The sequence below is a fragment of the Paenibacillus sp. J23TS9 genome, assembly GCF_018403225.1.
GTDB lineage: Bacteria > Bacillota > Bacilli > Paenibacillales > Paenibacillaceae > Paenibacillus_AQ.
The window spans coordinates 1-14,382 of the sequence record NZ_BOSG01000007.1; the positions used below are offsets into that span (position 1 = coordinate 1).

Genomic DNA, 14,382 nt, shown 5'->3' on the forward strand with positions numbered 1-14,382 from the left:
TCAAACTCTCCAAGAAAGTTGATAGCTCATTTTGAAACTGACGAGATATAATCTCATTGTTTTGCTCAACAAATCATTCAGCCAGAAGGCTTGAACCAATTTGCTTCGCGGTCGACCTTGCAAGCAAGGTCTGTATCTCACTCGTTGTTCAGTTTTCAAAGATCAAATTCTTTTTCGTTTCCGCTTCAACATTTTGTCTCAGCAGCAACTCTTATAATATATCACGCTGACCATCATTTCGTCAAGCACTTTTTTTCGATCTTTTTTTCAGCTCGACTTTCGAGCTTGTCGAATCCTCAGTTTCGAAAACATCTGAGGTTTAATGGGGCGAGTTATAATTTAACACATAAAACAATACAGAGTCAACCTTAAATTGAAAGTTTACGCAACCTCTATACGTTACCCTGAAATGCTGCATCTATACATTAAAAGGGAAGGTGTCCTTCCCTTTTGTTTATGCTGCAAATAACACGGAGCTACCCAGCTGTATATCGTATTCCTTGACTCCCATAACCAGAAAGCTCTGACCACCCAGCGGTTTCCTTCACTAATGATCTGTTGACCAATTTGCGCATGACCAGAGGCAGTTCATTTCTCACCATGATCAGTTCTGGATGATGAATCAGTTCTTCAATGCTCCATGGTTTAGGTCTGCTTCTCAATATTTGCAACAGAAGGACGGAGCATTCAGCCATTTTTGACATCACAGAGAATTCACAAGCAAGCAGCACTAGTTCGACACGCTGCCGGATGGTTTCCGTACTCTGGGTCAATTCCTCGTATAGCTTATGAATAGCTGTATTCAGCTCTTTCACTTGCTCCCAAACGGCCTTATCAGGCAGGACCCCACGCTCAATAAGCTCAATTCTAGCCCAGTGTTTCAGCGAGTCCAGAACACATTGATATGCATCAATGACGTAGCCGGACTGCATGTTGCGCTTGGCCTCAACATAAATGCAAAGGAACTGCGAAAACTCGTACAGCATTTTACGATCCCGAAGAGGTGTTTCAAATTCTATATACTCCCGGCGCAGCATAGCCAGTCTGTCACCTTGATCCTGGACAAGTTCACCTTCCATAAAACAGCGGACCAAATCCCCCTTCTCACCTGCAATAAGCCAGCGTTGAAGCGATTCAGTCGTGACATGAAGCACCTGACAAGGCAGATCGCCAATCAATGTATGCTCTACAGTCAGTTCCTCTTCCTGCTCTTCATGGACGACAAGAACGATGAAATCGAAGTCATGAAGCAAAGATCCATCAAATTTATGGGCTTCCTGACGATAAACAATAGTACCTATGGCATCGACATCAACCGACTCTCCATAAAAAAAAGACAAATTGGACAAATCCATGTCTCCCTCCATGCATTTCTTGGCGAAAAGCGGCCAATTCAGTTATAATATACTTCTACATGTCCATGTAAGTTCCTTCTTTTTCGAATACAACTAATTGATGATAGGAGCTAGTAATCCATGATCTTTAAAACAGCAAAAATCAATGCCTTCCGCACTTGGGGGCTGCTGCTTACGATGATTGGCATGGGACTTATGGTCCTCGGCACGGCAGGAATTGTCTTCTGGGGACAAGCCGGAAAAATCGTAGCAGCCATTGGTCTCGTCATTGGACTTATCTCCATGATGGGCAGCCTCGGTATTTATTTTTGGGCTGGAATGCTCTCCACCAGCGTTAAGTCAATCGAATGTCCGGAATGTCATAAACCGACGAAATTGCTCGGGAAGACAGACCGCTGCATGTTCTGTCGAACCATTCTGACAACAGATATTCAGCAGGCGAACATTACTGATGATGAACTGGAGGAAGCCCAAAAGCTTCAGGAAACGCAAGCTCCGCAGTCGGTAACTCATCATCACTAAGCAATCACAAAAGAACCGGTCACCCTTTAAAGGATGACCGGTTCTTTTGTTCCGTATGAGTGCAGTATGCATTAAGATGAAATATCTTTGAGCACGTTCCAAGCTTCTTCTGTCCCAAAGCTGCGGGTCCATGCGGCAACACCGCCCAAATTAAGCTCTTTCGCCAGCTTTACTCTTTCCTTAAGAGAAGTCTTATCTTCAATCCATATCTTCTTCAGTACCCCGTTCTCGGTATACTCGACATAGTTTTGTTTAACATCCTCCAGATACTTCGGTTTCAGCTTCTTTTCAATAAGAATATCATTTACGGTTTTCATACCAACCGCCTTCGATGAAACCTTCGTTTTCCCGTCCTTGAGTTCCTCGGACCAGATCCGGGTATACAGCGGCACAGCCAAAATGAGCTTCTCGGAAGGAACCGCATCTTCCTCCAGTATCTTGCGGACTGCTGCTTCCGACCAAGGCAGGGATGAGACGGATCCGGCTTTCGGGCTGGCTGCCCAATGCTCATCATATGCCATCAGTACTATAAAGTCCGCCGTTTCTCCAAGCGAGCGCCGGTCCAAGAATCGGGACCACATTTCGCTGCCCGACTTCGGGGTAACATCGACTGATACAATCAGTCCGGCGGCCCGGGCGAGCGGTTTCAGCTCACGGACAAACTGCGATACATTTTCGCCGTCTTTGGTTTTCACATTTTCAAAATCCAAATTGATGCCATCCAAATGATACATCTTCGCAAACTGCAGTGTCTGGTTAATCGTATTTAATCTCGTTTCATAGGTAGCCATCGCGCTTGTGGTCAGGTCAGGATCGAAGCTGTTGTTTAAAAGCCCCCATACCTCCATCCCACGGGCATGGGCTTTCGTGACATAGGCGGTATCCGCATTGCTGCGAACATTCCCCTCGCCATCAATGATGCTAAACCATGTAGGACTAACCACGTTTACCCCGGATAGCTTATCGATCACTGAAGGATCCGGCTTTTTCTGATAAACAGCTTCCCACGCCAGATTCACCGGCTTGCCTTTCCAGCTGCGTTCCGCCTGAGTAGGCTGCTGCGGTACTGCATCCACCGTTTTCTTTTCGCCCAGCGTTACCTTAGACTTTGGTACATACCCGGCATATCCGTTATCCATTTGTACAAAATACCATGATTCATCGGTTTCCCAGACTCTAATGGATGTGCCGCCAGGCATGTCTGCCAAAATAGGTTCATGCTTGGACGGGCCTTTGCGCAGAGATGTTTTTGAATCCGTCGCCCCGTTAACCTTGCCCATTTGTATGGTATCTCCCGCTTTCATCAACAGCACAGCGCCTGTATCCGAATCTTCGTGAACGGCTATGCCATATAGCTCCTTAAGCGGCTGAACCGGCATATACAGCAGGCTATTCTTCTCTTCTGGCGCAAACCGCAGCTGCACCTGCTTGTTATTTAATCGGGCCTCGGTCTCTCCTGTCTGCAAATGCATGACTTGCACAGGTGTCGTGAGAATCAGCGACTGCGTACCCTTTTCATAACGAATATTCGGATCTACTGCCTCCTGAAGGACAGGAAGCGGCAGCTTCAGCTGTTCACCGGAACCGGCGGCAGACTGGTCAAGCAGTTTTCCTTTTACAAAAATGGGCTTGTCCAGCCCCTTCCATTCCGGCTTCTCATGCAATGGATTCGGAAGAACCTGGGTTACTGTTATATATGCACCGGCCACGATCAAACACAATCCCAGCACAATGGCAAAACGCCTTTTCGCCGTGGAACGGTGCCTGCGTCTTCTTCTAGTCAAAGGCAAATCCTCCGTTATCTTATTGTGTCATTTTCCCTTGCGATATTTAGGATGCAAATTCATGGGGTTTCCAGCATTCTTAACTCTTAAGCAAAAAAACGCGAGGAATCCATTACAGGAATCCGCACGTTTTATCAAAACAGACCGCATGAAACGGATGCTTTACTTATCTTTGCAGCTGCTGCAAATCCCGTACAATTCCATGCGCAGCCCCTGAATCTGAAAGCCCGTGCTCTTCTCAGCCGTGTGCTCCACGTCCTCCAGGGAAGGATAACTGAAATCCTCGATCTTGCCGCATTTCTGACAAATGACATGAAAGTGATCAGACACATTCGCATCAAAACGGCTTGAATTATCTCCATAGGTCAGCTCATGAACCATTCCGGCTTCAATCAGCATCTTCAAATTATTATATACAGTTGCTACACTCATGCTCGGAAATTTAGGCTCGAGCGCACGATAAATCTCATCCGCAGTCGGATGACTCATGGAATCCATGAGATAAGCCAGTATCGCATGACGCTGGGGCGTAATCCGAACACCACTCGTTTTCAATTGTTCCAATGCATGCTCGACTCGCGTAGCCATCTTACCCACCGCCTTATTATTTAAGCAAAATTTCTTATTACTTTATTTTACGTTCATCGTTTCAACTTTGTCAACGAAAGGCCGCCTCTTGAAAAAACTTGGAATTCGAAAAGATATCGATTCAATACTTATTCACTTTCAGATCACTGTTGCCTTCAATATGAACCGTGTATTCTCCAAGACCTATTGTACCCGTTATATTCTTTTTATCCACCGTAAATTCCGGGAATTGGTTGCGGATATCGCCATAGCTGATCGTACCGTCCAGGTTATAGCTTCCCGTTTCAGGGAGGCTGACTGTCAACTCACCTACCGCACTATATATATCCCAGTTGCCTGCTACAAGGCTGGAACGTGCGGTTATACCGCCATTCAGTGATTCTGCCTTGAGTTCGGAACGGATCTCATCCACATAAATATTCCCGTTTTTAGTACGGGCATCAATTTTCCCCAGCGCCCGGATGATGGATAGATTCCCCACCTGGGTTGTGAGTGTGGCGGCATCTGAAATATCAACAGCTTGCATATTTCCCTGGTTCGTGTTGAGGTCAATCGATCCTATGACATTAAAGGCGCTGACTTTTCCGTTTAGCGTACTGCCTTTAATATCCCCGGATACATGATCCAGCTTCAGTTCACCACTCGCTGTCTCCATTGAAATCTGCTTAATGGCGTCCACATGCTGCAGGCTGATACTCCCATTCATGGTCCGCAAGGATAGATCGAATCGCCGATCCTCCGGCAGCGTGATCGTCAGCTCCATCCTCGGCTGTCTTTTTCCGGATTGCCCGTAGGACTTGCCTTTGGTCTGAATCGTAATCGTACTGTCACCGCTGACTTCCAGGGCTGACTCTCTTCCGATTACTTCAGCCTCCGGGCCTGTAATTTGATCGACCCAGATTTCCGCCTGTACCCCGATATCCGTCACGGGTCCGCGCTGCACGATTATATCTCCATTAATGTTGTCCACATTGATATTTTTGGTCTCCATGGTTACCGGATAGGCAATCATATCCTTGGCAACGCTGTTTCCTTCCTGCTCGCCGTAATCCACACCCGCTGCAGTCAGATTCAAGCTCACCTTATTCCATAGATGCAAATAGTGCTTCTGTTCGGTCACGATAAACACAGATGCCGACAAAACGACAGCCAGCAGGATACCGCGCAGATCGAGCTGGAAACGACGGCCCGTCCCCTTCGGCTTCCGCGACACCAGATAAAGCACCACGGATTCCAATCCCCAAAGCACAGCTATGAGCGGCCACCATTTCAGCAGCAGCAGCAAATGTTCGGTACCATGCAGCGCATCATCAAGAAGAAGCACTCCTGTTGCTACAAGCAGCAGGACGGCTGTAAACCTCCCCACCCTCATTCTCCGTTTGCGATTCATGATATCCCCCCGTTCACCTTGCGAATATGATCATCCCTCTCTTGTTTAAATCTTTTCGGAACGGCGTTGTCTCCAAAGAATCCAGATTTCACGGGTTCCTGCCCAGAGACCTGCCGCAATCAATACGATGGAAACCGTGATTTTACCGTAGTGTTCCATATAAAACTGCAGCCAGCGAGGCTTTTGATAAAAAGCAAACATCATTGCTCCGCCAATGATCAGCATAATTCCAAAAAAAGCGCTCCGTTCTACAGTAAAAGGATTCCGGTATGCAGCCGGTTCTTCAATGTCTGTCTGACTGGATGTTTTTACTCTGCGATAAATGACATAATCTGCTGCTTGAAGCACATCATACACATTATAAAAATAGGCCACCGGAATAACCAAAGCCAGCAAGATCAGTAAAGGTACATTGATCTGTATGCCGATGGACGAGAAGTACAGGAGCGCCGAAGCATCCAGAAGCAAAGTAAAAATAAAAGCAATGCCTTTACGATATAAACCAAGATAAATATGACCCAGACCCGGGCATAAGGCAGCCAATAATCCGGCAGTGAATTTTCTTTTTCGGGAAAACAGACGCCGGGTGCGGACTTCAGCATCTTTCTCTCTGCGCTTGTTGTGATCACTCTTTGCCGCTTTGTCCGTTCCGCCCGTTCGTTTGACGCTGTGCATCCTCCCAGCTCCTTTCCCTCTCAAAAATGAATCGATCGGCTTACGCTTACTTTTTATATAATCTTAAATAAAATTTATTTGTCGACTTCCCCCATCTTGTATCTCTTTAAAAAGGGTTGCTTTATCTTTTCTTTAGTTCATTTTATTTAGATAGTACCCTATATGATGTGGACAATAACAGGTAAATATCTGGATGTTCGTCCTTTCCAAACAAAAAAACCCCCGATTTATCGGGAGTTTTCGGATATACACTAATCGATTGAGACCATGGAAATCCCTTCAAGCTTACGGATACGGGAGGTCAGCGTAAGCGGGTCAAAGGCTCGTTTACTCAGTACATTCAATGATATCTCCATCGTGGTTGAAGGCGGCTGAAGCTCTCCATACGCCGCATTGCTCCGTTCATTGACTACGGCCCTTTTCACGGTGATGTCTTCACCCTCAAGCAAACCGGATATGGATTCCAACAGTCCCGGAGCAGAGATCGCATAAATCGTCACTAGATGAAGCTTGCTGCCGCGAATATAACGCTGCTCCAGTTTGTTGAATACAACGAGGGTAAGCAGGATCAAAAATGTCGCCGCGATGGAGGCGAAATAAAAGCCTGCGCCAATGGAGAGTCCGACGGCTGCAATGACCCACACGGAAGCGGCAGTTGTCAGTCCGGTAATCGATTTCCCCGTAAACAAAATCGTTCCGGCCCCCAAAAATCCGACACCCGTAATGACGGCCGAAGCCAATCTCGCGGGATCAATACGAATGTTAACCTCATGCACAAATTCAGAAAAACCGTAAATGGACAGCATGATGATTAAAGTCGACCCCATACAAACCAAAATATGAGTTCGGAGTCCAGCTGCATGATTGGAGCGTTCCCGCTCCAAGCCTACGAGTCCGCCCAGAAAAACAGACAGCAGCAGTCGCAGTAAAATATGCACATTATCTATATACCATGGATCCGCCAAAAGCATATCTCTCCCTATTATGCAATCTGCAGCCTTAAGGCAGGGTTACTTCCATTATGAAGTGGATTTTTCCGCTTGCCTGTGAAATGTCGTCAGTTCAACACCCGGGGCGACCTCAAACGTATCGAAAGGTATAAATCCAAATTTTAGATACAAGGCTACTGCCGGTTCATTCTTGGCACCCGTTGACACGATAAACAGCGGAATGTCGGCGTGGTCATCCAGCACATGGCGAATTAGATTTCCGGCAATTCCCTTGCGGAAATGATCTGGATGAACCATCATCCGCATCAGTGTCAGTGAACCCGGTGCTTCCGTTTGAGTCGCGACCGCTCCGACGAGTTCCCCATCCTCCGTTAAACAACCATAAAAATTTTCCCCGCAGTTTTTCAGCGTCGCATGGGTATCCAGCAGCGGAGGAATATCATAAAATCCGATTTTTTCGGCTTCCAACCGGTAGGCGATATGCTGCAACCGCCAAATTTGATCCACCATGTCGTCGTCCTGCAATGAAAGCTTGGTGATCATAGGCTTCCCCCTTTTCAAGCTATACTCAGTCATTCAGAAAAAGACCATAAATCGCAAAATAACCACATATAAAAAGGGCCTGTCCGGTGGACAAGCCCCAAGACCCGTTCCTCTTGCTTACTGCGCGAGCACTTCTTCCAGCAGTTTGTTAACCATCGCCGGATTGGCTTTGCCTCTGCTCTCTTTCATCACCTGGCCCACCAGGAATCCGATGGCTTTTTGCTTACCTGCTTTGTAATCCTCTACGGATTGCGGATTGGCAGCAACCACCTGCTCGACGATCGCTTTAATCGCACCCTCATCACTGATTTGAACCAAACCCTTCTCCTCAACAATTTGCTGCGGAAGCTTGCCGCTTTCGAGCATTTCCTTGAAGACGGTTTTGGCAATTTTCGTGCTGATTGTTCCCTTTTCAATAAGGCCAATCATCTCGCCCAGTCCCTGCCCGGTAAGCTTCGCTTCCGAGAGTTCCAGGTTGCTGCTGTTTAGATAGCCGAGGAGCTCGCCCATCATCCAGTTGGATACGGTTTTAGCATCTTTCGTGTATTTCAGACTATCCTCGAACAAATCCGCAAGTGGTTTCGAGGAAGTAATAACCTCCGCATCATAGCTTGGCAGACCGTATTCAGAGGTGTAGCGCTCTTTGCGGGCATCCGGCAGCTCGGGTATCGTCTCACGGATGCGGTTCTTCCATTCCTCATCAATGTATACCTTAACCAGATCCGGGTCCGGGAAATAGCGGTAATCATGCGCTTCTTCCTTGCCGCGCATCGAAAGAGTTTTTCCCTGCGATTCATCCCAGCGGCGTGTTTCCTGCACGACAACACCACCGTCATCCAGAATTTCAGCCTGCCGGTATTCTTCATACTCAAGGCCCTTCAGCACCCCGCGGAAGGAGTTCATGTTTTTCAGCTCGGCGCGTGTGCCTAATTCCTTCTGTTCATAGGGACGGATACTGATATTCGCATCGCAGCGCATGGAGCCCTCTTCCATTTTCACATCCGACACTTCACAGTACTGCATAATGGCGCGAAGCTTCTCCAAGTAAGCACGGGCTTCTTCCGGAGAAGAAATATCAGGCTCCGAGACGATTTCCACGAGTGGCGTTCCGACACGGTTAAAGTCCACCAATGATGCATATCCTCCGTCGATATGCGTCAGCTTGCCAGCATCTTCCTCAAGATGGAGGCGGGTAATACCGATCCGCTTGGTTTTGCCGTCTACTTCAATGTCGATCCAGCCGTTCTGCCCGATAGGCTGATCGAACTGGGAGATTTGATAGGCTTTGGGTGAATCGGGATAAAAATAGTTTTTGCGGTCAAATTTGCTGACATCTGCAATTTCACAGTTTATTGCCATCGCCGCCTTGATCGCGTATTCCACGGCCTGCTTGTTCAGCACCGGCAAAACACCGGGATGTCCCAGGCAAATTGGACAGGTGTGAGTATTTGGCGGAGCGCCGAACTCGGTTGAACAGCCGCAAAAGATTTTGGAATGGGTGCGCAGTTCAACGTGGACTTCGAGTCCAATCACAGTTTCGTATTTTGATGATGACATGTTTTACATTCCCTCCTTTTCCAGCTGATTCTACAGGTTTGGCCGCTGTTTATGATATTCGGTGTTCTGTTCGAAGGCCTGAGCCACGCGCAGCACCGTTGCTTCATCAAAGGCTTTGCCGATAATTTGTAATCCGACAGGAAGACCTTCCGCAAAACCACAAGGTACGCTGATCGCCGGAACACCCGCAAGGCTTACCGGAATAGTCAAAATATCGTTCAGATACATGGTCAGCGGATCATCCACTTGTGCTCCCAACTTAAATGCCGTTGTTGGCGCCGTTGGTCCGATAATCACATCATATTTTTCAAACACCTGATCGAAATCACGTTTGATCAAGGTGCGTGCCTTCTGAGCTTTCAAATAAAAAGCGTCATAATAGCCGGAGCTTAGGGCGTAAGTGCCAAGCATAATCCGGCGTTTCACTTCAGGACCAAAGCCCTGGCTGCGGGATTCGAGATACAGATCCAGCAGGTTTCCGGACTGTCCTGCACGCACGCCATAACGCACACCGTCAAAACGTGCGAGGTTAGAGGATGCCTCAGAAGAAGCCAGCAGATAGTAAGCGGCCACCGCATATTCCGTATTGGGCAGTGATACCTCTTCGATCACAGCACCCATGCCTTCCAGCACTTTCAGGGCTGCTTGTACATTCTCTTTGACAGCCGCATCTACGCCTTCTCCCATATATTCCTTAGGAACCGCGACGCGCAGCCCTTTCACATCTCCGTTCAGTGCGCTTAGATAATCCGGAATTTCCACGTTGGCAGAGGTTGAATCCATATGATCATAGCCGGCAATCGCCTGCAGAACATAGGCAGCATCCTCCACATTTTTCGTAACCGGACCGATTTGGTCCAGCGAAGAAGCAAAAGCAACCAGACCGAAACGGGAAACTAGACCGTAGGTTGGCTTTAAGCCCACAACACCGCAGTAAGAGGCTGGCTGGCGAATGGAACCGCCGGTATCCGAACCAAGGGCGAAATAGGCCTCGCCTGCAGCTACCGAAGCCGCGGAGCCGCCGCTGGAGCCGCCGGGTACACGCTCGAGATCCCATGGATTATGCACGGGATGAAAGCTTGAATTTTCATTGGAACCACCCATTGCAAATTCGTCCATGTTCAGCTTTCCGATGGTTACTGCATCCGCATCACGGAGCTTGTGCACAACGGTAGCATCATAAACCGGGTTGAAATTGGAGAGGAATTGACTGGCGCAGGTTGTACGGATCCCCTCTGTAACGATGTTGTCCTTGATTGCGGCGGGAAGTCCGAATAACAATCCGCGCTGCTCACCAGCTGACAACTTGTCATCCAGACGGCGTGCAGTACTTCTCGCACCCTCTTCATTCAGAGTCAGATAAGCTCCGACGCGGGCATCGCGCTCGGAAATAACACGAAATGTGTCTTCAACAAGCTCCAGTACGGATAGCTCCTTATCATGGAGCTTGCTATGTATCTCTTTCAAGTTTTGATTTAACAGGCTCAATTGCCGCTCCTCCTTTCATCTTGAAACATTCTATTCAAGTACAGCCGGAACTTTAAATTGTCCGTCTTCTTCTTCCGGTGCGTTCGCCATGACCTTCTCGATCGGCAAACTTTCGCGCTCCACGTCCTCACGCATCACATTGCTGACAGGCAGTACATGGGTTGTCGGTTCGATACCATCCGTATCAAGTTCATTCAATTTTTCGGCATATTGTAAAATAGCGTTCAGCTGCTCGGTAAACATCTGCTCTTCATCCGAACTCAAATTAAGCCGGGCAAGCTTGGCCACATGCTGAACGTCTTTATTGGTGATGCTCATAATTCTAATTCCTCCTTATTCCTTCTTATGTTTAAAGGATTAAAGCCTCAGGATAACGTTTCTAATTATATTGTAGAACCTGTGACAATTCAATCCATGACTGCAAGCTTACCAATAACAAAAAAGAGCCGGCACTAGGCCGACTCTTCTAAATCCAGGCTCGCAAATTAACTTGCTTGATAAATTCCGCCTGTGAAAGCACCTCGGGTGCGATCTCTTCTTCTTCTTCCTGCTCGAGTTCACCGTTCATAACTTGATGAAACAGCTGCTCGTTATATGTCGCAAGGGCGTAATCGATCAGCGCTTCCCGCGTGGTCATCTCCACTTCATGTTGAATGAGCAGCTCTTCCGGCTGTACATCATCCGCTGGCACGAAAAAGTTCCGGTTAATCTTAGGTATCCGGATCACATAATCAAACGCATTATCCGGATTCCGGTCATAGGCAATCAGATAACCGTATTCCCCTATAGGAAGGTTCTGCTCAAAGGCGTCCGAGACGATTACAATCTTTTCCCCTAGTTGCAGCATCGTCAACCTCCTAGATGTCTGTCATTGTCTGTATAGTCTACTAAAAAAAAATAGGCCTGTCTACGGAAACACATAGAAAACTAAGCAAAAAGACACAAATCCATAATCCCGGTACCTAGAATTTGATAGATCCGGAAAAATCAGAATATGCCGCCAATAAGAAAACACCAAAGTGAAGCGGCAGAATAAAAAGAACGCAAACCGGGATTCATCCACAGCTTGCGTGCTTCGCGAAAGTAAGTGTAGCTTTAAATTAGCATTATTGTATCAAGGCTGTTACCGCTTGTCCATCCTTTTTTCCCGATTTCTGTCGAGAAAACAGTTCGTCCAGAAGATTCAATCAGGAAATATAAGGATTATGGACACGCTCATATCCGATTGTGGTCTTCGGACCATGCCCCGGGTATACCTTGACCTCATCCTTAAAAGTAAAGAGCTTGTTCTGAATAGAATCAAGCAGATCGCGCTCTCTTCCTCCGTAGAGATCTGTTCTGCCGACGCCCAGTTTAAACAAGACATCGCCCGAGAAAAGATCATCCCCACAAAGGAAGCTGACACTACCCGGCGAATGGCCAGGGGTGTGATATACCGTAAAGGTATGCCCGATAAGCTCCAGCTTCTGCCCTTCATCGAGACTGTACTCGGCAGGAGCTGTCATGAGCGGAGGAGAAGCCTGCGGCCAATTCAGCGATCCGTTCAGCTTCGGGTTTTCAAGCCAATCCGCTTCTAGATCATGCAGATAAACCGGACAGTTCTTCAGCTTCCGAATTTCATCCACGCCCCCCATATGGTCGAAATGGGCATGGGTCAACAGGATAGCTTCGATCTCAAGCGGCTGTATTTTTTTGATTAGAGAACCCGGATTCATCCCCGGATCAATAATCACCGCACGGCCAGGGTCCTCTCCTGTTAGCAGGTAAGCATTCGTCTGGAGCGGGCCAAGACAGAAGGTTTGTATGTTCAGCATAATCCGATCAAAATCCCGAAATCAGTTCACGCAGTTCCTTGATGATAACTGCATGATGATCGGTTCCTTCCCCATAAGCTGCAATCAGTTCCTTGCGGCATACGGCCATCTTCTCCTGGTAATCTGAAGCCTCACGGTCGGGATTCTCCTGCTTAAACCGGACCATAATCTGCTGTACATGCTCTGGACGCGGCCCCCACTTGCCAAGCACATAGCCGCCTGTATCCGTAAAAATCACCACAGGAACGCTGCGGCCACCCATGGTCAGGAACTGGTCCATCACATCGAAGTTTTCTTCAAGGATTAGCACCTCGGTTGGAATTTCCGCGGTCTCCAGCGCGTGGAATACCACCGGCACATTACGGACCACATCGCCGCACCAGTCAGCGGCCAGAAGCAGCACGCGCAAATCGTCTCTGAATTTTAAGCTTTCAAAAAACTCGCGGTCGCTTTCATTTTCCCATGTAAACTGTTTATACCCGGACTTGAACTCATCCTGGTTCTTCTGCATTCCATTCATAAACTGCTGCGGGGAAATCCCCGTATCCAGCTTGTCTGCCAAATTTACTGCCATTTATTTCGTCCCCTTTCTGGATTTTGCTTTCACCATTTTGATTACAAAATAAATAATTAAAAGCGCAAGCGCAACGAGTAAAATCGGAGTGATATAGGGTCCTGCCTTTTCATCCACATGCTCCCATTGATCACCCAGAATATAGCCAAGATAGACAAACAATACGGACCAAGGAATAATTGCGAGTGTCGTAAGCATAATAAACCGCCATACGTTCATCTTGGATATTCCAGCCGGGATAGAAATGGCATGACGCACTACCGGAATAAACCGTGCAGTGAAAATTACGCCCGTACCGTATTTGTTAAACCACTCTTCCGCATAATCGATATGCTTCTTATGAATAAAAATGTATTTTCCGTATTTCTCAAGCACAGGCCTGCCGCCGTAGCGACCAATCCAATAGACGAACAGCTGCGCAATTACGCCGCCTACGATTCCGAACAACACGGCGCCAAAAAAGTTGATATGCCCGGAGGATACCAAGAATCCCCCATAAGCCAGTACAATTTCGCTGGGAATAACTTCAATCATCAAGCCCAGCATGATTCCGAAATAACCCAGACTTTGAATCCAATGAAACAATTGACTGATGATATCCGATATAAAATGCACCCTGGCCCCTCTTTCTGTATGTACTTTTTCGTTCCTATCCAAAATCTATTCTAGCACAGGAGCGGACATGACTTCTACTTGCGCCCAATTGCTCAGGGCGGGTGTCCTCATCGAAGCCTCAAGCATATGGTGTGGAATAAAGGAGGTCGTTCAATTGCCGCCGATTTCACAGAAAAAACAAGCCCCGCTGCCATCGGCCCGCGGCATACGCAGAGCCTGCAATAAAGAGCTCTACCGTACGGTCAAACGGCTAAAGGTCTATATCCCTGACGAGGCTGTCCGCGAAGGAGAAACGCTCTACTACCGGAAAGTCATTGAAAATCTGATCTGGATCCATGAAAACCGCAGCAACCGAAAACTGCTTTGCGATTGGTGGGATAAAGCCGTTCTCGCCGAGCTTGCCGAGCTTTGGAAGGTTGAGGAAGCCCATTTGGGAAAGGCTTTTCGAGAAGCCTTCGGCGGGTGATTATCTTTCGGGCGGCGCAGAATGAAATATCATCCGGTGAGCAGTCGAAAGCCCCATATCT

Annotated in this window: 16 protein-coding genes; 2 read left to right on the top strand and 14 right to left on the bottom strand. The window is 47.7% G+C overall.

Annotated elements, in window-relative coordinates; genetic code table 11:
- Positions 1–476 precede the first annotated feature (476 nt).
- Positions 477–1,355 (bottom strand): nucleotidyltransferase-like protein, encoded by an 879-nt coding sequence (locus KJS65_RS27435; protein WP_213653011.1) that lies wholly within the window; start codon positions 1,353–1,355, stop codon positions 477–479.
- Positions 1,356–1,475: 120 nt separating this feature from the next.
- Here KJS65_RS27435 and KJS65_RS27440 point away from each other — a divergent pair, with 120 nt between their 5' ends.
- A complete protein-coding gene (locus KJS65_RS27440; RefSeq protein ID WP_213653012.1) occupies positions 1,476–1,877 on the top strand; it encodes a YgzB family protein in 402 nt (133 codons plus the stop codon).
- Positions 1,878–1,948: 71 nt separating this feature from the next.
- On the opposite strand, the gene KJS65_RS27445 is transcribed toward KJS65_RS27440, so the two are convergent.
- The 13 genes from KJS65_RS27445 to uptA form a co-directional block, all read right to left on the bottom strand.
- Positions 1,949–3,661: a glycosyl hydrolase family 18 protein gene (locus tag KJS65_RS27445; protein WP_244864897.1), complete on the bottom strand. Its 1,713-nt coding sequence runs from the start codon at positions 3,659–3,661 to the stop codon at positions 1,949–1,951.
- A 162-nt stretch (positions 3,662–3,823) separates the two neighbouring features.
- Entirely contained in the window at positions 3,824–4,249 is a 426-nt protein-coding gene (locus KJS65_RS27450; RefSeq protein WP_213653013.1) for a Fur family transcriptional regulator, read from the bottom strand.
- Between the two features lie 121 nt (positions 4,250–4,370).
- Positions 4,371–5,639 carry a DUF4097 family beta strand repeat-containing protein gene (locus tag KJS65_RS27455; RefSeq protein ID WP_136608959.1) on the bottom strand — a complete coding sequence of 423 codons (1,269 nt, stop codon included), beginning with the start codon at positions 5,637–5,639 and terminating at the stop codon, positions 4,371–4,373.
- A gap of 45 nt (positions 5,640–5,684) precedes the next feature.
- Entirely contained in the window at positions 5,685–6,314 is a 630-nt protein-coding gene (locus KJS65_RS27460; protein ID WP_136608960.1) for a hypothetical protein, read from the bottom strand.
- A 251-nt stretch (positions 6,315–6,565) separates the two neighbouring features.
- Positions 6,566–7,279, bottom strand: coding sequence for an MgtC/SapB family protein (locus tag KJS65_RS27465; RefSeq protein ID WP_213653014.1), 714 nt, complete (start codon positions 7,277–7,279; stop codon positions 6,566–6,568).
- 54 nt (positions 7,280–7,333) lie between these two features.
- Positions 7,334–7,807 (bottom strand): GNAT family N-acetyltransferase, encoded by a 474-nt coding sequence (locus KJS65_RS27470; protein WP_213653015.1) that lies wholly within the window; start codon positions 7,805–7,807, stop codon positions 7,334–7,336.
- A 117-nt stretch (positions 7,808–7,924) separates the two neighbouring features.
- A complete protein-coding gene (gatB, locus tag KJS65_RS27475; RefSeq protein ID WP_213653016.1) occupies positions 7,925–9,364 on the bottom strand; it encodes an Asp-tRNA(Asn)/Glu-tRNA(Gln) amidotransferase subunit GatB in 1,440 nt (479 codons plus the stop codon).
- A 30-nt stretch (positions 9,365–9,394) separates the two neighbouring features.
- Entirely contained in the window at positions 9,395–10,852 is a 1,458-nt protein-coding gene (gene gatA, locus KJS65_RS27480) for an Asp-tRNA(Asn)/Glu-tRNA(Gln) amidotransferase subunit GatA (protein ID WP_213653017.1), read from the bottom strand.
- A gap of 30 nt (positions 10,853–10,882) precedes the next feature.
- Positions 10,883–11,170 carry an Asp-tRNA(Asn)/Glu-tRNA(Gln) amidotransferase subunit GatC gene (gene gatC, locus KJS65_RS27485; protein WP_213653018.1) on the bottom strand — a complete coding sequence of 96 codons (288 nt, stop codon included), beginning with the start codon at positions 11,168–11,170 and terminating at the stop codon, positions 10,883–10,885.
- A gap of 148 nt (positions 11,171–11,318) precedes the next feature.
- Complete coding sequence (locus KJS65_RS27490) at positions 11,319–11,699, bottom strand: ATPase (protein ID WP_213653019.1); 381 nt, start codon at positions 11,697–11,699, stop codon at positions 11,319–11,321.
- A 340-nt stretch (positions 11,700–12,039) separates the two neighbouring features.
- Positions 12,040–12,666 carry an MBL fold metallo-hydrolase gene (locus tag KJS65_RS27495; protein WP_374706226.1) on the bottom strand — a complete coding sequence of 209 codons (627 nt, stop codon included), beginning with the start codon at positions 12,664–12,666 and terminating at the stop codon, positions 12,040–12,042.
- Positions 12,667–12,673: 7 nt separating this feature from the next.
- Entirely contained in the window at positions 12,674–13,240 is a 567-nt protein-coding gene (locus KJS65_RS27500; RefSeq protein ID WP_213653020.1) for a thioredoxin family protein, read from the bottom strand.
- Positions 13,241–13,855, bottom strand: a complete 615-nt coding sequence (gene uptA, locus KJS65_RS27505) for an undecaprenyl phosphate transporter UptA (RefSeq protein WP_213653021.1) — start codon at positions 13,853–13,855, stop codon at positions 13,241–13,243. It abuts the gene before it with no gap.
- A gap of 154 nt (positions 13,856–14,009) precedes the next feature.
- On the opposite strand from uptA, the gene KJS65_RS27510 reads away from it, so the two are divergent.
- A complete protein-coding gene (locus KJS65_RS27510; RefSeq protein ID WP_213653022.1) occupies positions 14,010–14,321 on the top strand; it encodes a hypothetical protein in 312 nt (103 codons plus the stop codon).
- Positions 14,322–14,382 lie beyond the last annotated feature (61 nt).

What these genes read in the sequence shown, in the direction of transcription:
- KJS65_RS27450 (WP_213653013.1), bottom strand. Translation starts at nt 4,249, where the DNA reads ATGGCTACGCGAGTCGAGCATGCATTGGAACAATTGAAAACGAGTGGT.
- KJS65_RS27495 (WP_374706226.1), bottom strand. Translation starts at nt 12,666, where the DNA reads ATGCTGAACATACAAACCTTCTGTCTTGGCCCGCTCCAGACGAATGCT.
- gatC (WP_213653018.1), bottom strand. Translation starts at nt 11,170, where the DNA reads ATGAGCATCACCAATAAAGACGTTCAGCATGTGGCCAAGCTTGCCCGG.
- KJS65_RS27460 (WP_136608960.1), bottom strand. Translation starts at nt 6,314, where the DNA reads ATGCACAGCGTCAAACGAACGGGCGGAACGGACAAAGCGGCAAAGAGT.
- KJS65_RS27500 (WP_213653020.1), bottom strand. Translation starts at nt 13,240, where the DNA reads ATGGCAGTAAATTTGGCAGACAAGCTGGATACGGGGATTTCCCCGCAG.
- KJS65_RS27470 (WP_213653015.1), bottom strand. Translation starts at nt 7,807, where the DNA reads ATGATCACCAAGCTTTCATTGCAGGACGACGACATGGTGGATCAAATT.
- KJS65_RS27455 (WP_136608959.1), bottom strand. Translation starts at nt 5,639, where the DNA reads ATGAATCGCAAACGGAGAATGAGGGTGGGGAGGTTTACAGCCGTCCTG.
- gatB (WP_213653016.1), bottom strand. Translation starts at nt 9,364, where the DNA reads ATGTCATCATCAAAATACGAAACTGTGATTGGACTCGAAGTCCACGTT.
- KJS65_RS27440 (WP_213653012.1), top strand. Translation starts at nt 1,476, where the DNA reads ATGATCTTTAAAACAGCAAAAATCAATGCCTTCCGCACTTGGGGGCTG.
- KJS65_RS27490 (WP_213653019.1), bottom strand. Translation starts at nt 11,699, where the DNA reads ATGCTGCAACTAGGGGAAAAGATTGTAATCGTCTCGGACGCCTTTGAG.
- KJS65_RS27435 (WP_213653011.1), bottom strand. Translation starts at nt 1,355, where the DNA reads ATGGATTTGTCCAATTTGTCTTTTTTTTATGGAGAGTCGGTTGATGTC.